Source organism: Streptomyces sp. NBC_00448 (assembly GCF_036014115.1).
In the GTDB taxonomy this organism is placed as follows: Bacteria; Actinomycetota; Actinomycetes; order Streptomycetales; family Streptomycetaceae; genus Actinacidiphila.
The window spans coordinates 5,110,114-5,126,061 of the sequence record NZ_CP107913.1 but is presented as its reverse complement, the minus strand read 5'-3'; the positions used below and the strand labels follow the sequence as shown (position 1 = coordinate 5,126,061).

The 15,948-nt window shown below is 71.7% G+C and carries 18 protein-coding genes; 8 read left to right on the top strand and 10 right to left on the bottom strand.

All coding sequences use genetic code 11. The annotated features are described in order from the left end of the window. Position 1 precedes the first annotated feature (1 nt). Together OG370_RS21875 and OG370_RS21870 are read left to right on the top strand one after the other, a co-directional pair. Complete coding sequence (locus OG370_RS21875) at positions 2-199, top strand: DUF397 domain-containing protein (protein WP_328466821.1); 198 nt, start codon at positions 2-4, stop codon at positions 197-199. A gap of 27 nt (positions 200-226) precedes the next feature. Next, complete coding sequence (locus OG370_RS21870) at positions 227-922, top strand: haloacid dehalogenase type II (RefSeq protein ID WP_328466819.1); 696 nt, start codon at positions 227-229, stop codon at positions 920-922. A gap of 115 nt (positions 923-1,037) precedes the next feature. Here the strand turns inward: OG370_RS21870 and OG370_RS21865 are convergent, their stop codons facing one another. Continuing rightward, positions 1,038-1,673: a class I SAM-dependent methyltransferase gene (locus OG370_RS21865; RefSeq protein ID WP_328466817.1), complete on the bottom strand. Its 636-nt coding sequence runs from the start codon at positions 1,671-1,673 to the stop codon at positions 1,038-1,040. Between the two features lie 65 nt (positions 1,674-1,738). Here OG370_RS21865 and OG370_RS21860 point away from each other — a divergent pair, with 65 nt between their 5' ends. Continuing rightward, on the top strand, positions 1,739-2,434 hold the full coding sequence (locus OG370_RS21860) for a TetR/AcrR family transcriptional regulator (protein WP_328466815.1): 696 nt from the start codon (positions 1,739-1,741) through the stop codon (positions 2,432-2,434). Here the strand turns inward: OG370_RS21860 and OG370_RS21855 are convergent. From OG370_RS21855 to OG370_RS21845, 3 genes are all read right to left on the bottom strand, one after another. Further along, the gene (locus OG370_RS21855) at positions 2,427-2,873 is read right to left on the bottom strand and encodes a GNAT family N-acetyltransferase (RefSeq protein WP_328466813.1); all 447 of its coding nucleotides are present in this window, start codon (positions 2,871-2,873) and stop codon (positions 2,427-2,429) included. The two genes, OG370_RS21860 and OG370_RS21855, sit on opposite strands and share 8 nt — an antisense overlap. Before the next feature lie 32 nt (positions 2,874-2,905). Beyond that, the gene (locus OG370_RS21850; protein WP_328466811.1) at positions 2,906-3,742 is read right to left on the bottom strand and encodes a class I SAM-dependent methyltransferase; all 837 of its coding nucleotides are present in this window, start codon (positions 3,740-3,742) and stop codon (positions 2,906-2,908) included. Positions 3,743-3,813: 71 nt separating this feature from the next. Beyond that, the gene (locus tag OG370_RS21845) at positions 3,814-4,599 is read right to left on the bottom strand and encodes an SDR family oxidoreductase (protein ID WP_328466809.1); all 786 of its coding nucleotides are present in this window, start codon (positions 4,597-4,599) and stop codon (positions 3,814-3,816) included. 134 nt (positions 4,600-4,733) lie between these two features. On the opposite strand from OG370_RS21845, the gene OG370_RS21840 reads away from it, so the two are divergent. After that, on the top strand, positions 4,734-5,579 hold the full coding sequence (locus OG370_RS21840; RefSeq protein WP_328466806.1) for a LysR family transcriptional regulator: 846 nt from the start codon (positions 4,734-4,736) through the stop codon (positions 5,577-5,579). A gap of 29 nt (positions 5,580-5,608) precedes the next feature. Here the strand turns inward: OG370_RS21840 and OG370_RS21835 are convergent, their stop codons facing one another. Both OG370_RS21835 and OG370_RS21830 read right to left on the bottom strand, forming a co-directional pair. Continuing rightward, a complete protein-coding gene (locus OG370_RS21835) occupies positions 5,609-6,220 on the bottom strand; it encodes a DUF6879 family protein (protein WP_328466804.1) in 612 nt (203 codons plus the stop codon). After that, on the bottom strand, positions 6,213-6,434 hold the full coding sequence (locus OG370_RS21830) for a hypothetical protein (RefSeq protein ID WP_328466802.1): 222 nt from the start codon (positions 6,432-6,434) through the stop codon (positions 6,213-6,215). Before OG370_RS21830 ends, OG370_RS21835 begins: the two co-directional genes overlap by 8 nt. A 322-nt stretch (positions 6,435-6,756) precedes the next feature. Here OG370_RS21830 and OG370_RS21825 point away from each other — a divergent pair, with 322 nt between their 5' ends. Beyond that, positions 6,757-7,044, top strand: a complete 288-nt coding sequence (locus OG370_RS21825; RefSeq protein ID WP_328466800.1) for a hypothetical protein — start codon at positions 6,757-6,759, stop codon at positions 7,042-7,044. A 63-nt stretch (positions 7,045-7,107) separates the two neighbouring features. Here OG370_RS21825 and OG370_RS21820 read toward each other — a convergent pair whose 3' ends face one another. The 3 genes from OG370_RS21820 to OG370_RS21810 all read right to left on the bottom strand — a co-directional run bounded on the left by OG370_RS21820 (position 7,108) and on the right by OG370_RS21810 (position 11,063). After that, on the bottom strand, positions 7,108-9,180 hold the full coding sequence (locus OG370_RS21820; RefSeq protein ID WP_328466798.1) for a WD40 repeat domain-containing serine/threonine protein kinase: 2,073 nt from the start codon (positions 9,178-9,180) through the stop codon (positions 7,108-7,110). Between the two features lie 149 nt (positions 9,181-9,329). Further along, the gene (locus OG370_RS21815; RefSeq protein WP_328466796.1) at positions 9,330-10,292 is read right to left on the bottom strand and encodes a pirin family protein; all 963 of its coding nucleotides are present in this window, start codon (positions 10,290-10,292) and stop codon (positions 9,330-9,332) included. A 252-nt stretch (positions 10,293-10,544) separates the two neighbouring features. After that, a complete protein-coding gene (locus OG370_RS21810; protein ID WP_443060725.1) occupies positions 10,545-11,063 on the bottom strand; it encodes an SseB family protein in 519 nt (172 codons plus the stop codon). A gap of 139 nt (positions 11,064-11,202) precedes the next feature. Between OG370_RS21810 and OG370_RS21805 the strand changes: the two genes are divergently transcribed. Continuing rightward, on the top strand, positions 11,203-13,029 hold the full coding sequence (locus OG370_RS21805) for an acyl-CoA dehydrogenase (RefSeq protein WP_328466794.1): 1,827 nt from the start codon (positions 11,203-11,205) through the stop codon (positions 13,027-13,029). Between the two features lie 146 nt (positions 13,030-13,175). Continuing rightward, on the top strand, positions 13,176-14,480 hold the full coding sequence (locus tag OG370_RS21800) for a M18 family aminopeptidase (RefSeq protein ID WP_328466792.1): 1,305 nt from the start codon (positions 13,176-13,178) through the stop codon (positions 14,478-14,480). Positions 14,481-14,538: 58 nt separating this feature from the next. Here OG370_RS21800 and OG370_RS21795 read toward each other — a convergent pair whose 3' ends face one another. Beyond that, positions 14,539-15,579 (bottom strand): S66 family peptidase, encoded by a 1,041-nt coding sequence (locus OG370_RS21795; protein WP_328466790.1) that lies wholly within the window; start codon positions 15,577-15,579, stop codon positions 14,539-14,541. Between the two features lie 130 nt (positions 15,580-15,709). Here OG370_RS21795 and OG370_RS21790 point away from each other — a divergent pair, with 130 nt between their 5' ends. Further along, positions 15,710-15,907 (top strand): hypothetical protein, encoded by a 198-nt coding sequence (locus tag OG370_RS21790; protein ID WP_328466788.1) that lies wholly within the window; start codon positions 15,710-15,712, stop codon positions 15,905-15,907. The last annotated feature ends 41 nt before the right edge of the window (positions 15,908-15,948 follow it).

Here is a 15,948-nt window from a genome sequence, read left to right as displayed (position 1 = left end):
CATGCCGTACACCTGGCGCAAGTCGTCCTACAGCAACGGCTCGGACCCCGACAGTTGCATCGAAGTAGCCGACGGCCACCCCGGCATCGTCCCCGTCCGCGACTCCAAGGACCCCCAGGGCCCCGCCCTGACCTTCACCCCCGACGCCTGGACCTCCTTCCTCACGGCCGTCCGGGCGAACGAATTCCCCACCCTCTGACCCCAATCTGCTCGGGAGACCTCGCACATGCCCGCCCTTGAGATCGACGCCCTGGTGTTCGATGTGCTCGGCACACTCGTCGACGAACCCGCCGGTATCCGCGCCGGTATCCGTGACCTCGCTCCGTCACTCGCCGATCCCGCGATCGAGGAGCTGTTGCAGGTGTGGCAGCGCCACATCGAGAATGCCCAGCAACGCATCCTGGACGGGAGTCGGCCCTACGCCGCCAGCGACGTTCTGGACCGCGAGGCCGCTCAACTCGTCGCCGATGCGGCGGGGTTCGGCGACCCCGCCGCAGTCGACGCGCTGGCGCTCGCGGGCCGGCGGCTGCCGGCCTGGCCCGACACCGTGGCCGGTCTCGCACGCCTCGCCGCACACTTCCCGTTGATCGGGCTCTCCAACGCCGGCCGGACGGCGCTGCTGGGACTCAACGCCCACGCGGGCCTGCGATGGCACCAAGCGCTCTCCGCCGAGGACGCGCGCACGTACAAGCCGACCCCGGCCGTCTACGAACTCGCGGTCACCGTGGCCGGAGTGCCGCCGGAGCGGCTGCTGATGGTCGCCGCCCACGCCTGGGACCTGCGCGGAGCCCAGCGTCTCGGGCTGCGCACCGCGTACGTGGCCCGACCTGTCGGGGACCCGCCGACGCCGTCGGACCGGTTCGACCTGCACGCCAAGGGACTTGACGACCTGGCCGACCAACTCGGGCTGCCCGTCGGCTGATCGGGGCCCAGGTGAGGCTGAGCCCGATCCAGGGACTCGCCACCCTGGCCCTGGCCAAGGTCGGCAGTTGGAGAGCGGCGGCCGGGCGTCCTGGATGTCCGGCCGCCGGCGGTCGTCAGCCAGGGCTCACGCCGTGGCGGCGTCGGTGCAGGGTGAACCAGAACGTCGGGACGGGATTGGTGCCAGGTGTCACGTCGACCAGCCGCCACCCGGTGAACCTGGCGGTGAGTTCGTCGGCGGTGACGCCGGACACCAGGTCGTCGAAGGCCCCGGGCCCGTAGCCGAACATCAGCAGATGCGCGCCGGGGGCGGCCCGCCGCGTGAGGCCGGCCGCGTAGGCGTCGCGGCGGTGCGGGGGAATCCCGCAGTAGCAACTCAGGTCGAAGAACAGGTCGTACGGGCCGGGCAGGCCCACCTCGTCGAGCCGGGTGGCGTCCGCGCACAGCACGGGGATGTCCACTTCCGCCGCCGCGGCCTTCTCCCTCGCCTGCCGGACCGCGCGGTCGACCAGGTCGACGGCTGCCACCTGCCAGCCGTGCCTGGCCAGGTACACGGCGTTGGTCCCGGTGCCGCAGCCGAGTTCGAGAGCCCGGCCCGGCGCCAGTGCGTCGGGGCCTTCGACCAGGGCCACGAGCTCGGGCGGGGTGATCCCGCAGTCCCAGGGCGGCTTGCCGTCCCGGTAGAAGTCCTCCATGTAGCCGCGCACCGCGGCCTCTTGATCGAGTTCCGCGGCCGTTCGTGTCTCGCCCATCGCCACACCCCTCTACGAAACTAGAGTTCATCTCTAGTGACTGACTCTAGAGATAGACTCCCGTCATGGATGAAGTCAAGGGAACCGGCGAAAGCGTCAAGCGCCCCGACAAGCGGGCCGAGCGCTCGCGGCGCACCCGCGAGAAGATCGTCGCGGCGGCGCGGGACCTGTTCGTCGCGCAGGGGTACGGCGTGACGAGCCTGCAGGAGGTGGCGGATCGCGCGGGTGTGGCCGTCCAGACCGTGTACTTCGTCTTCCGCACCAAGCGCGGGCTGTTCAAGGACGTCGTCGACACGACCATCGCGGGCGACGCCGAACCGGTCGCCACGATGGACCGCGAGTGGTTCCGCGCCGCGTGCGCCGAGCCCACCGCGGCCGGTCAACTGCGCTCCCACGTCAGGGGAGTAGGCGACATCCTCGGCCGTGTCGCCCCGATCATGCCGGTGATCGCGGCCGCGGCGGCCACGGACCAGGAGATCGCCGCGCAGTGGCCGGCGGCCGGTCCCGACCCGCGCTACACCGTCCAGCACGCCGCGGCGAAGGCGCTGACCGCCAAGCCCGACGCCCGCCCCGACGTCGATGCCGACCGCGCCGCCGACCTGCTCTACGGGCTGCTCAGCCCGGAGCTGTACCTGATCTTCGTCCGCGATCGGGGCTGGTCCCCCGAGGCGTGGGAGGAGTGGGCCGCCACTACCCTCGCCGCCCAACTCTGCACCGACGCCCCGCTCTCCACCGGCCGCGGGCAGGCCGGCGTCAGCTGAGGCGGAGGTCGATCCAGGGAATCGTGTCGCCGGGCAGCAGGTACCTCTCGATCTCGGCGAAGCCGTGCCGCGAGGCGAAGCGCAGTCCGTCCTCGTTGGAGGACAGCACGACGGTCTCGACCACCTCGGCTCCAAGCTCGCGTGCGCGGTCGAGCCCTCGCGCGTAGAGCCGCGCGCCGAACCCGCGGCGGCGGTACGGAGGCAGCACGCGGGCGATCACGGTGGCGGTCCGGGTGTCGTCCGCCGGCGGGCGCACCGTACTGCATCCCACCAACACGTCGTCGAGGTAGGCGACTTCGAGGTGGTGGCGCCGGGACCGGTCCCGTACGTCGGCCAGGGACAGGACGTGCGTCGGGATGATCGTGTTGTGGACGTGCTGCCAGTCGAGGAACGCGGCCTCGTCGGCGGGCTGGTGGATGCGCAGGCGGAGGTCGGCCATCAGCACAGGAAACCCGAGGAGGGCGCCGGACCTCAACTCGGTTTCGGCGCCGCGGGGCCGGGGCGGCGGCGGGCGAGGTGGGCGGTGATGTCCGCGGCGATCCCGACCGTCGCGGGGAGGACCTGGCCGATCGCGCGGAACGCCTGGGCCCGTTCCGGGGCGGGCAGCATCAGGTAGGCCGAGATGGTCGAGAGGTGGCCGAGGTAGTCGTCGGCGCTCATCGTCAAGCGCCTCCGGATCAAGACCTGTTGGACGTCCTCGAACCACGCGGACCGTTGGAGTTCGGTGCCCGGCCACTGCATGGCGTGGTCCGGGGGTGTGCCGTCGGGCGACGGGATGTCGTCGCTGTCCAGGAACGGTGCGCGGGCGGCGCGGATCGCCTCCGCCAGGGCGGGGTCGGCCAGTTCGACCGGCCCGCCGAAGGAGGCGAACACGCCGCCCGGTTCGAGGAGCGCGGCCACGCGGGGCCAGCGGCCGTCCGGGTCCGTCCAGTGCAGGGCCGCGGCGGCGTAGACCAGGCCGTACGTCCTGGCCCCGCCCTCGCCGCCGCCCTCGCCCTGACCTTCGCCGCCGCCCGCGCCGCCCGGTCGCAGCTCTTCGAACGCGGCCCGCACCGTACGGACGTGTGCCGGCACGTGCTTGCGCAGCTCCGCGAGCATCGCGCCGTCGGGCTCGGTCGCGGTGACGGCGATGCCGTGGCGGGCGAACAGGCGGGTGGCCTTGCCGGTCCCGGCACCGATCTCCAGTGCCGTGCGCACCGGTCGGCCCGCGAACTCCGCCACCACGTCGACCAGTTCGTCGGGGTACCCCGGGCGGAAGCGCTCGTACGCCTCCGCCGTCGCTCCGAAACTCAGCGCGCGTCCTGACATGCGGAGCATCCTGGCACGGGCCGTACCGTCAGCGCCCGTGCGTTTCGCGGGGGCCGTGTACCAGGGACCGTTTACCAGGGCACCACGCCGGCGTCGTCGGAGAAGGTGCCGGTCGGGCCGTCGTCGGGGAGGGACGCGAGCCGGATGGCGATCCCGGCGCCCTGCTCGGGGGTGCGCACCCCGCGGAAGCCGTTGAGGTCGGTCGCGCAGTAGCCGGGGCAGCCCGCGTTGATCAGGATGTTCGTGTCCGCCAGCTCCTTGGCGTACTGGACGGTGACGGCGTTGAGGAACGTCTTCGACGCCGAGTACGCCGCGGAGATCGGGCCCACCTCGGCGCCGGGCGTGCTCTGGAGGGTGAGGGAGCCGACGCTGCTGGACATGTTCACGATCCGCGGCGACGCCGAGCGGCGCAGCAGCGGCAGCAGCGCGTTGGTGACGCGGAGGACGCCGATGACGTTGGTCTCCACGGCCGTCCGTACGGTGTCGAGGGCGACGGTGGTGGGCGTCTGCGGCGCGGCGCCGGTCACGCCGGCGTTGTTGACGAGGACGTCGAGGCGGCCGGCGCGCTCCTCGATCAGGCGGGCGGCGGCGGCCACGCTCGCGTCGTCGGTCACGTCGAGCGGGACGCCGAACGCGTCCACGCCGTCCTTCCGGAGTTTCTGTACGGCGGCTTCCCGGCGTTCGTCGTTCCTGGCGCCGACGCCGACGCTCCAGCCGAGGGCGCCGAGGCCGGCCGCGATCTCGTATCCGATGCCCTTGTTCGCGCCGGTGACCAGCGCGATCGTCCGGCTGCCGTCCTGGCCGCCGTCGTGGCCGCCTTCCTGGCCGTTCACGGGTCCGTTCGTCTCTTCGCTCATGTCTTCCAGCGTGCTCCGCACCCGGGCCCGGGCGCCAAGACCAAGTAGGTGGGAAGCGATACCGCACGGGTATGGCCGCAGCTCATCGCTGGCGTTTCGGTCCGCGCCGGCGGCGTGTCGGGTACCTTGGCGGTATGGAGACGCGGGAGCTGCGGTACTTCGTCGCCGTCGCGGAGGAACTGCACTTCGGGCGGGCGGCAGGGCGGCTCGGGATCGCGCAGCCGCCGTTGTCGCGGGCGATCCAGCGGCTGGAGCGGCGGCTCGGGGCGCCGCTGCTGGAGCGTACGAGCCGCGGTGTCGCGCTGACCGAGGTGGGGGCGGTGCTGCTCCGGGAGGCGCGGGCGGCGCTCGACGCGGTCGACGCCGCGGAACGGCGGGCCCGGCGTGCGGCTGCCGTGCGCGGCCGTCCGGGTGTCGTGCTCGTCACGAAGGCCGGGGCGTCCAACGAACTGCTGGCGAAACTGCTCGACGCCTACGCGGCCGAGCCCGACGCGGTGCCCGTGGACGTCGTGCTGTGCGGGCCGGGCGAGCAGGAGCGGCTGCTGCGCGACGGGCGGGCCGACGTGGCGCTGCTGCACCTGCCGTTCGACTCGACGGCCGGGTTCGACACGGAGAAACTCCGTTCCGAGGAGCAGGTGGTGGTCCTCCCGGCCGGGCATCCCCTCGCCACCCGTACCGAGTTGCGGATGGCCGATGTCGCCGCGCTGCCCGACCTGCCGCTGCCCCGCTGGCCCGACGTCGAGGGCACCTTCCCCGACGGGCCCGGACCCCAGGTCCGCGACCACACCCAACTGCTCCAACTCATCTCCCTGAGCCGGGCCGCGGCCATCCTCCCCGAGTCCTCCCGCACCCACCTCCTCGACGACCTCACCGCCGTGCCCCTCGTCGACGCCCCCAAGGTCATCACGGTCATCGCCTGGCCGCCGCACACCCACTCCCGCCCCCTCGCGGCCCTGGTCCGCACCGCGACCCGGCTCTAGGGTCGCGACCCCAGGGCCGGGCCGGGTCCCTACGGGGTCGTGGCCGGGGCGGGCAGCGGGGCGACCTCGCGGGCGAAGAAGGCGTCGTACTCCTCCGCGCGGGCGTAGAGGGTGTCGAAGCCCGCGGAGGTCTCGGCGATGAGGGCGGGGTCGGTGAAGCGGTTGACGCCGTCCGCGTTGCCGTCGGCGTCGTACTTCACCTCGAACATGGCGACGTCCCCGAGGACGACGACTTCGGGTACGGGGTGGCGCTGCTCGATGGCGGCGATGGTGCGGGCGTCGAGAATCCGGATCGGGTCGCCCACCTGGGTGCGCACCCGTAGGACGTACAACTCCCATTGCAGGTAGGGCGTCAGCGGGAATTCCACCACCCGCGGCCGGCGCTGGAGGACCCCGAGGCGGCGTGCCTCGCGCACCTGTTCGGCGTAGCTGTCGCGGCGGTCCTCGATGAGCCGGATCGCCGCGTCCCATTCACCGGCGGCGAACGCCTCCCAACTGGCGAAGCCCCGCTCTTTGAAGTGCTGACCGCGCTCCAGTTTGTTCATATGCCGGATTCCGCTCGAAAAGATCCGGTAGAACTCCGCGTGGTACGCGGGCCGGTCGAGCCGCTCGGGCCTGGCGGCGGCGAACGAGTCAAACACCGGGGATGTCCGGCTTCGCCGCGACGAGCATACTCCGCGGGATCACCACCAGCCGCTCGTCCGCCCCCAACGAGACGCCGGCCGGTAGCCGTTGACCGAGTGACGCGGACAGGTCGCGGCCGATCACGGCGATGTCGCCGTTCTCCAGTTCCCACAGGTCGGGGCAGTCGGGGCTGTCGGAGGTGACGCCCAACTCCTGGGGGGACTTGCCCAACCGCCGCCGAAAACCGGTATCCGGATCTGCGTCCCACGGACTTGTCGCAGTTGCCCCCTCGGACCGAGTTCGACCTGCACATTCCGGTATCCCGCCCACGGTAGCACCGGCCCCAAAGGGGCAATATTGTTTTTGGTTGATTCCGAAAGAAACAGGCCATCTCGTACGCACCGCCGAATCGCCTTACCCCACCTGCGATTTATGCGATCCTCTTGAGAGAAAGCACGGCAATCGCACGACTGCGAACGACACGATCAGGAGAGCAGTGGACCCGGAAATCACAGCACTCACGCAAGAAGCCGGCACCACACTGGTCACTCTGATGGCCGCCGACACCTGGCAGGCGGTCCGCGGCGCCGTCATCCGGTTCTGGCAGGCGCTCCAACCCGACCAAGCGGACGCGGTCGCCTCCGAGTTAACCGCTGACCAGCGGGAGGCCGCGGCGGCCGACCTGCACCCCTCCCGCGACAGCGAGCACACCCTCGCCGAGCTGCGCGCCCAGTGGCAGGGCCGCTTCCGCCGACTCATCGCCGCCCACCCCGAAGCCGCCCCCGACCTCCGCGGCCTCCTCTCGGAGTTCGGCCCCCTGCCCACCGCCGCGGAGCGATGACCAGCGACCCGCACAGAAGGGGGCGCTCCCTCGCCGCCGGAGGCGGGTTGGGCGGCTACGGGGTCAGGTGGCGAGGGTCCACAGCATCAGGCGGGCTCCGCCGGTGGCGAGGGTTCTGCCGTCGGGGCTGAGGGCGACGCAGGTGGCGGGGGTGCCGTGGGGGGTGGTGTTGAGGACGGCGCCGGTGTCGGCGGTGGCGAGGATCTTGCGGGTGGCGGTGGACCAGAGGGAGACCGTGCCGTCGGAGTTGCCACTGGCCAGCATGGTGCCGTCCCGGCCGTAGGCAAGTGAACTGGCCGTGGAACGAGGGTTGGTGAGCCGGTATCCGGCTTCCCGGGTGGCGGCGCCCCACAGTTGGACGTTGCCCTCGCCGGTGGCGGCGGCGAGGGTGCGGCTGTCGGGGCTGAACGCCACTGAGTTCAGGTTGCAGTTGGTGGTGGACAGCGTCGAGATCTCGCTTCTGAGGAAGACGTCCCACAGGTCGAGGTGACCGCGGTCACTGGTGGCGTCGCTCAGCGTGTCGCCGCAGCCGACCGCGAGCAGCTTGCCGTCGGGGCTGAACGCCATCGCCTGGGCCCACCACTCGCCACCGCCCTTGAGCTGGGCGACGCGCGCGTTCGAGGTGAGGTCCCAGAGCGAGACCACCGTGTCGTTGTAACTGGTCGCCAGGAGCTTGCCGTCCGGGCTGAGCGCGAGGACGCTGAGGAACCTGATCCACGCGCCGTCGTTCGTGTGCGCGTCGAGCGAGAAGACCGCTCCGTAGGTGCGCATGTCCCACACCTCGACGGTTCCGTCGCCGTTTCCGCTGACGAGCGTCTTGCCGTCCGGGCCGTACGCCACGGCGTAGACCGACTCGGTGCCGGGCGCGGTGGCGTGCCTGCTCGTCGGGAGGGTGACCCGGTGCTGGTGGGTGCGGACGTCCCAGACGCTGACGCCACCCGCGCCCTGGGCGGCCGCCAGCGTGCTGCCGTCGGGGCTGAACGCGATGCCGTAGATGCCCCGCACGCTGTCGCCGACCAGGGTGGCACGGGGCGTGAGGCTCACCTTTCCGCCGGCCGCGGAGTGGGCGCCGCCGGAGCCGGACGGGGTGCCGTTGCCGGCCTCGGCGCCCTTGCCGCTCTTGCCGCTCTTGTGCGAGCCGCCGCGCTCCACGGCGAGCGGAATGCCGACGCCTGCCGCGACCACGACGCCGAGCCCTGCGGCGATGAGGGCGCGACGGCTGTGCGCCGGGTGGACGGACGGGGGTAACGGTGGTGCGGCCGGGGGCCGTTGATCCAGGTACCGGGTGGAACCGTCCCCTGCCGCGGTTCGTCGCTGCCGGGCGAGCAACTGGTCGAGGAACCCCGCCACCCAAGCCGCGTCCGGCCGCCCGGCCGGCGCCTTCGTCAGCAGGGCCGTCAGCAGTGGCGCCAACTCACCTGCCCGCTGCGGCGGTCGCAGCGGTTGCAGCAGGATCGCCACGTACAGGTTCGTGAGCGTCTCCCCGGTGAAGGGCGGGCGGCCCTCCACCGCGGTGTACAACGTCGCCCCCAGCGACCACAGGTCCGACGCCCCCGTGACCTCCTTGCTCTCCAGTTGCTCGGGGGACATGTACCTCGGCGTGCCGACCATCGCGCCCGACTCCGTCAGCGTCGTGCTGCCCTCCGTGAGGCGGGCGATGCCGAAGTCCATGAGGGCGATGCGCCCCTCGGCCAGCAGGATGTTGTCCGGCTTGACGTCGCGGTGCACCACGCCCGCGGTGTGCGCGTGCGCGAGCGCGTCCAGTACGGCCGCCCCGATCTCCGCCGTCTCCGCCACCGGCAGCGGCCCGCGTTCGTCGAGTACGGCGCGCAGCGAGCGGCCCGCGACGTACTCCATCACGATCATCGGCGCGCCCTCGCGCTCCACGATGTCGTAGACGCCCACGATCCCGGGGTGGCGCAGGTTCGCGGCGATCTTCGCCTCCCGCCGCACCCGCTCGACCCGCACCCGCTGCTCCACGGCGGAGGTGCCCTGCGGGACCAGGATCTCCTTGACCGCCACCGCGCGTTCGAGCGCCTCGTCGCGGCCGCGCCACACCCGCCCCATGCCGCCCTGGCCCACCAACTCGACCAGCCTGTAGCGGCCCGCAACCACGTCCCCCACATTCGCCGTCACACCGGCCACGGTAGGGAGCCCCGCTCCCGACCCTCAACCACCCGCCACTCTCTGTGGCAATTCCGTTGCACCCGCCCCCCAGCGGGTGCGGTCGGTGCGGTCGGTGAGTCCGTGCGGTCCGTGCGGTCCGTGCGGTCCGTGCGGTGGCGTCAGTGGCCCAGGGGGGAGTCCGCCGGGATCGTGCCGAGCCGGCCGGCCTGGAAGTCGTCGAAGGCCTGGGCGAGTTCGGCGTGGGAGTTCATGACGAACGGGCCGTACTGCATCATCGGCTCGCGGATGGGGAGCCCGCCGAGCAGGACGACCTCGAAGTTCGCGCTGCGGGAGTCCTGCTTGTCGTGGGCGCGCAGCGTGAGCGCGTCGCCCTTGCCGAAGACGACCGCCTGGCCGAGGTGGAAGGGGCGGGCCTCGGGTCCGGCGAAGCCGCTGCCGGCGAGGCCGTACGCGAGCGCGTTGAAGTCCGCCCGCCAGGGCAGCGTGACGGTCGCGCCCGGGTTCACCGAGACGTGGATCATCGTGATCGGGGTGTGGGTGGCGCCCGGGCCCTGGTGCCCGCCGAGGTCCCCGGCGATCAGGCGGATGAGGGCGCCGCCGTCCTCGGAGGTGAGCAGCTTCAGGCCGCCCGCGCGGATGTCCTGGTACTTCGGCGGCATCATCTTGTCCGCCTTCGGGAGGTTCACCCACAGCTGGAGCCCGTGGAAGAGGCCGCCGCTCAGCACGAGGGACTCGGGCGGCGTCTCGATGTGCAGCAGCCCGGACCCGGCGGTCATCCACTGGGTGTCGCCGTTGGTGATGGTGCCGCCACCGCCGTGGCTGTCCTGGTGCACGAAGGTGCCGTCCATGATGTACGTCACCGTCTCGAAGCCACGGTGCGGGTGCCACGGGGTGCCCTTCGGCTCACCCGCCGCGTAGTCCACCTCACCCATCTGGTCCATCAGGATGAACGGGTCCAGGTGGCGGTAGTCGACCCCGGCGAAGGCGCGGCGGACCGGGAAGCCCTCGCCCTCCAGTCCGCTCGGCGCGGTGCTCACCGCGAGCGCGGGCCTCGGTGTGCTCCCCTGCGCCGGACTCACCCGGGGCAGGCTCAACGGGTTCTCTACGGTCACTGCGGGCATGACGGCCTCCTAGCGAATGCTCAGCTTCCAAAGTAGTTGAACTCTGAACATCTCGCAAGGCGTGAGCATTCCCTCACGGCGAGCAGACCCGCCGGGGTGGTGCGTTCCGTCGGTTCCAGGGACCACCCGCCGGTGGGTGGCTTGTCGCGCAGTCCCTCCCCCAGAGCTTCGCCTGGGAGGCGCCCCCAGCACCCCTTGGTACGTGCGGCTCACCGCGTGCTTGCGGGCAACCCGGACGGACCCGTTGAGGAGCTACCCGTACATCCGGCGCATCGTGAAGTCGACCATCTGCTCGACCGCCTTCGCGTCGAACACCATCCGGTGCTGCCCGTCGATGTCGAGCACGAAGCCGTAGCCGGTCGGGAGCAGGTCCAGCACCTCGGCCCCGGTGATCACGAAGTACTTCGACTCCTTGCCCGCGTACCGCCGCAGTTCCTTGAGCGAGGTGAACATCGGGATGACCGGCTGCTGGGTGTCGTGCAGCGCCAGGAACCCGGGGTTCTCGCCGCGCGGGCAGTACACCTTGGACGTGGCGAAGATCGCCTGGAAGTCCTCGGCCATCATCGCGCCCGTGGTGAACGCCCGGACCGCGTCGGCCAGCGACGGCGGCGACGGCTCCGGGTACGCGGGAGAGGGGTCCGGGTAGCCGGGACCGCCCATCGGACCGCCGCCCATCGGGGAGCCCATGGGCGCACCCATCGGCGGACCCATCGGGCCTGCGCCCATCGGACCGCCGGGCCCGCCGTTCCCGCTCTGCTCGTAGCCGTACACGGGCCCAAGGGTATCGACCCGGGCGGGCGGGCAACGAGGAAGGCGTCACATCCGGCCGGAAGGGGTTGCGCCTTATTACCGACCGGTAGCATCATTTCGGATGAAGCCTTCTTCTTGACTGCGATACGGAGCCTCCGTCATGGGCCACTACAAGTCGAACCTCCGCGACATCGAGTTCAACCTCTTCGAGGTCCTGGGCCGCGACCAGGTCTACGGCACCGGTCCGTTCGCCGAGATGGACGTGGACACCGCGAAGGACGTCCTGAGCGAGATCGCCCGCCTCGCGGAGCGCCAGCTCGCCGACTCGTTCGCCGACGCCGACCGCAACCCGCCGGTGTTCGACCCCGAGACCAGCACCGCGCCGCTGCCCGAGTCGTTCAAGAAGAGCTACGCGGCCTTCATGGACGCCGAGTACTGGCGGCTCGGCCTGCCCGAGGAGATCGGCGGCACCACCGCGCCCCGCTCCCTGATCTGGGCCTTCGCGGAGATGGTGCTGGGCGCCAACCCGGCCGTGTGGATGTACGGCTCCGGCCCCGCCTTCGCCCGCATCCTCTTCGAGGAGGGCACCGAGGAGCAGAAGAAGATCGCGGCCGTGTCGGTCGAGAAGCAGTGGGGCACCACGATGGTCCTCACCGAGCCCGACGCGGGCTCCGACGTCGGCGCCGGCCGCACCAAGGCCGTCCGGCAGGAGGACGGCAGCTGGCACATCGAGGGCGTCAAGCGCTTCATCACCTCGGGCGAGCACGACCTGACCGACAACATCATCCACTACGTGCTGGCCCGCCCCGAGGGCGCGGGACCCGGCACCAAGGGCCTGTCGCTCTTCATGGTCCCGAAGTTCGAGTTCGACTTCACCACCGGCGAGTTGGGCGAGCGCAACGGCGTGTACGCCACCAACGTCGAGCACAAGATGGGCCTGAAGGCGTCCAACACCTGCGAGCTGACCTTCGGCGACCGGCACCCCGCCAAGGGCTGGCTGATCGGCGACCGGCACGACGGCATCCGCCAGATGTTCCGGATCATCGAGTTCGCCCGCATGATGGTCGGCACCAAGGCGATCGCCACCCTCTCCACCGGCTACCTCAACGCGCTGGAGTACGCCAAGGAGCGGGTCCAGGGCCCGGACCTGGCCCAGTTCACCGACAAGGCCGCGCCCAAGGTCACCATCACCCACCACCCCGACGTACGCCGCTCGCTGATGACGCAGAAGGCGTACGCGGAGGGCATGCGCTCCCTCGTCCTCTACACGGCGACCGTCCAGGACAGCATCGAGGCCGCCGAGGCCCGCGGCGAGGACACCAAGCAGCTCCACGGGCTCAACGACCTGCTGCTGCCGATCGTCAAGGGCTACGGCTCCGAGCGGTCCTACGAGCAGCTCGCCCAGTCGCTGCAGACCTTCGGCGGCTCCGGGTACCTCCAGGAGTACCCGATCGAGCAGTACATCCGGGACGCCAAGATCGACACCCTCTACGAGGGCACCACCGCGATCCAGGGCCAGGACTTCTTCTTCCGGAAGATCGTCCGCGACCAGGGGCAGGCGCTGACCGCGCTCAGCGAGGAGATCAAGAAGTTCCTCGCCGAGGCGCCGGGCGGCGAGGACCTGGCCCCGGCCCGCGACCAGCTCGCGAAGTCCGCGGCCGACCTGGAGTCGATCGTCGGCACCATGCTCACCGACCTCGCGGCCACCGAGCAGGACGTGCGCTCCATCTACAAGGTGGGGCTGAACTCCACCCGGCTGCTGCTCGCCTCCGGCGACGTCGTCACCGGCTACCTGCTGCTGCGCGGCGCCGCGGTGGCCGCGGAGAAGCTGCCGTCGGCGACCGGCAAGGACCAGGCGTTCTACGCGGGCAAGGTCGCGGCGGCGAAGTTCTTCGCGGCCACGGTCCTGCCGGAGGTCGGCACGGCGCGGGCGCTGGCCGAGGCCGTCACGCTCGACGTCATGGACCTGCCCGAAGAGGCGTTCTGACCGAGGCACGGCAGGTGTGCCGCCGCCCTTCCGGGGCGGCGGCACACCGTCGTGTCGGGCCGGACCGCCGTCGGATGCCGCCGCCGCCGGACCACCGGGCGAACGGCCGGGTGGGGTGGGAACCGAGCCGAAACTAAGCTGCTGCCATGACCTCTCAGCACCCTGCGTTCGACCGCGGGCACACCGACGACCTGGCCGCGTTCGTACGATCCGCGCCCTCTCCGTACCACGCCGCGGCCTCCGTGGCCGAGCGGCTGGACGCGGCCGGATTCCGCCGGGTCGAGGAAGCCGAGCGGTGGGAGGACGGCACCGGCGGCGGCGCCGGCGGGCGGTACGTGGTGCGCGGCGGCGCCGTCGTCGCCTGGTACGTGCCCGAGGGCGCCGCGCCGCACACCCCGTTCCGCGTGGTCGGCGCGCACACCGACTCCCCCAACCTCCGGGTCAAGCCGCAGCCCGACCTCGGCTCGCACGGCTGGCGCCAGGTCGCCGTCGAGATCTACGGCGGCCCGCTGCTCAACAGCTGGCTCGACCGCGACCTCGGCATCGCCGGACGGCTGTCGCTGCGCGACGGCTCCACCCGCCTGGTGAACGTCGACCGGCCGCTGCTGCGGGTGGCCCAGCTCGCCGTCCACCTCGACCGCTCGGCGAACGACGCGCTCACCCTGGACCGGCAGCGCCACCTCCAGCCCCTGTGGGGCCTGGGCGACACGACCGAGGGCGACCTGATCGCCTTCCTCGCCGAGGAGGCGGGCGTCGCCGAGGCCGACGTCACCGGGTGGGACCTCATGACGCACGACGTCCAGCCGCCGGCGTATCTCGGGCGCGACCGCGAACTGTTCGCGTCCCCCCGGCTGGACAACCTGCTCTCCGTGCACGCGGGCGTGGCCGCGCTCATCGCGGCCGCCGCGCGGCCCGACCTCGCGTTCGTGCCCGTGCTGGCCGCGTTCGACCACGAGGAGACCGGCAGCCAGTCCGACACCGGGGCCGGCGGGCCCCTGCTCGGGCGGGTCTTCGAGCGGTCCGTGCTGGCGCGGGGCGGTGACCAGGAGGACGTGCTGCGCGCGCTCGCCTCGACGGTCTGCGCGTCCTCCGACGTCGGGCACGCCGTACACCCCAACTACGCGGAGCGGCACGACCCGAGCCATCACCCGCGGGCGAACGGGGGGCCGATCCTCAAGACGAACGTCAACCAGCGGTACGCCACCGACGGGGTGGGCCGGGCGGTGTTCGCTGCCGCGTGCGAGCGGGCCGGGGTGCCGTTGCAGCACTTCGTCTCCAACAACACGATTCCCTGCGGGACGACGATCGGGCCGATCACCGCGGCGCGCCACGGCATCACCACCGTGGACATCGGGGTGCCCCTGCTTTCCATGCACTCCGCCCGCGAGCTCGCCGGCGCGGACGACCCGCACCACCTGGCGAACGCCCTCACCGCGTTCCTGGCGAGCTGACCCACCCGGCTGCCCCGTCCTGCCGGTTCCGGGACCACCTGCCGGTGGCCAGTACCTCCTAGTACGTCACCGTGATGCGGCGGGCGGGGCCGTCGACGCGGATCTGGCCGCCGTAGGGGATGACCTGCTGCGGGTCGGTGTGGCCGAGGTCGACGTCGAAGACGATCATCGTGTCCGGGGCGTACTGCTCGAACGCACGCAGGACGGCGGCGCGTTGCCTGGCACGGTGGTCGACGCGCCGCTCGGGCGGAAGCGGCCGTTCGAACGACCAGCTCTTCGCGCGGCCCATGAGCAGCGCGGGAAACCGGCGGAGCAGCCCGCGCTGGCCCATGTTCCGCAGGATGCGGAAGACCTCCTCGTCGGAGGGAAGTTCCTCCGAGGTCTCCAGGAAGAGCACGCACCCTTCGTACTCCTCGGGCGTCTTGATGCCCTGGTCGGCCATCAGCAGCCAGGACAGGATCTCCAGGTTCCCTCCCCAACTCGGCCCCTGCACCACACGGTCGGGGCGGTGCCAGGTCCAGCCGCCGGCCGGCTCCAGCTCGGGCGCGGCGTCGAAGGTCCGCGGGTCCTCCCAGCGGCGCGCCAGGTCCGTGAACTCGGCCGCGGGCACCAGGTCGTAGGGCCCCGACCCGAGCAGCGCCGCGCGCAACGACCGCTCGGTGAGCGGGTGCAGGGCCCCGGGCCGGCCGAACTCCACCATCACGCTGCCGCCGTGGTAGCCGACGATCCCCAGATTCCACAGGTAGACGAGCAGGTTGGTGCAGTCGCTGTAGCCGAAGAACGGCTTGGGGTTCGCCCGGAGCAACTCCGCGTCCAGCAGCGGCAGTACCGTGATCTGGTCGTCCCCACCGATGCTGCTGATCACCGCCTTGATGTCGGGGTCGGCGAACGCCGCGTGCAGGTCCGCGGCCCGCTCCGCGGGTGTCGCCCCCATCCGCCGGGTGGCGGGGTACTCCACCACCTCAAGCCCGAACTCCGCACGCAGCCGGGTGAGTCCGAGCTCGTACGGCAGGGGCAGCACCGCCGGGAGGCCGGCTGAGGGGGAGACGACCGCGACGCGGTCGCCGGGGCGCGGCTTGGCGGGGTGGCGGAGATCCATACCGCCATGATCGCCGATCCGCGCATCCTGTCGAGCGAATGGGATGTTCCTGTCACCGCGCTGTGAAACTCTCCCGGCAGGATGTCCGTTCGACCACCGCAGCCGAAGACACTCCGGGGGATACCGCGCCATGCCGAGCCGCACGCACAGCCGTAGCGACAGCACCAGCCGCACCAACAGCCTTGTCAGCAGCCGCAGTCGGAGTGCCGTGGTCGCCGCCGTGGTCGCCGCGGTGTGCGGGGTCGGGCTGACCGCCTGTCACAGCACGTCCGGGAGCAGCCACAGCCACCACTCGCACAGCCGCAGCCACAGTCGCAGCCGTCACTGAGGAACCGCACCGCCGAGGAACCCCGCCACCGGGAAACCGCG

What these genes read in the sequence shown, in the direction of transcription:
- OG370_RS21855 (WP_328466813.1), bottom strand. Translation starts at nt 2,873, where the DNA reads ATGGCCGACCTCCGCCTGCGCATCCACCAGCCCGCCGACGAGGCCGCG.
- OG370_RS21805 (WP_328466794.1), top strand. Translation starts at nt 11,203, where the DNA reads ATGGGCCACTACAAGTCGAACCTCCGCGACATCGAGTTCAACCTCTTC.
- OG370_RS21845 (WP_328466809.1), bottom strand. Translation starts at nt 4,599, where the DNA reads ATGAGCGAAGAGACGAACGGACCCGTGAACGGCCAGGAAGGCGGCCAC.
- OG370_RS21795 (WP_328466790.1), bottom strand. Translation starts at nt 15,579, where the DNA reads ATGGATCTCCGCCACCCCGCCAAGCCGCGCCCCGGCGACCGCGTCGCG.
- OG370_RS21870 (WP_328466819.1), top strand. Translation starts at nt 227, where the DNA reads ATGCCCGCCCTTGAGATCGACGCCCTGGTGTTCGATGTGCTCGGCACA.
- OG370_RS21860 (WP_328466815.1), top strand. Translation starts at nt 1,739, where the DNA reads ATGGATGAAGTCAAGGGAACCGGCGAAAGCGTCAAGCGCCCCGACAAG.
- OG370_RS21825 (WP_328466800.1), top strand. Translation starts at nt 6,757, where the DNA reads ATGGCCGCCGACACCTGGCAGGCGGTCCGCGGCGCCGTCATCCGGTTC.
- OG370_RS21875 (WP_328466821.1), top strand. Translation starts at nt 2, where the DNA reads ATGCCGTACACCTGGCGCAAGTCGTCCTACAGCAACGGCTCGGACCCC.
- OG370_RS21850 (WP_328466811.1), bottom strand. Translation starts at nt 3,742, where the DNA reads ATGTCAGGACGCGCGCTGAGTTTCGGAGCGACGGCGGAGGCGTACGAG.
- OG370_RS21790 (WP_328466788.1), top strand. Translation starts at nt 15,710, where the DNA reads ATGCCGAGCCGCACGCACAGCCGTAGCGACAGCACCAGCCGCACCAAC.
- OG370_RS21840 (WP_328466806.1), top strand. Translation starts at nt 4,734, where the DNA reads ATGGAGACGCGGGAGCTGCGGTACTTCGTCGCCGTCGCGGAGGAACTG.
- OG370_RS21815 (WP_328466796.1), bottom strand. Translation starts at nt 10,292, where the DNA reads ATGCCCGCAGTGACCGTAGAGAACCCGTTGAGCCTGCCCCGGGTGAGT.
- OG370_RS21865 (WP_328466817.1), bottom strand. Translation starts at nt 1,673, where the DNA reads ATGGGCGAGACACGAACGGCCGCGGAACTCGATCAAGAGGCCGCGGTG.
- OG370_RS21800 (WP_328466792.1), top strand. Translation starts at nt 13,176, where the DNA reads ATGACCTCTCAGCACCCTGCGTTCGACCGCGGGCACACCGACGACCTG.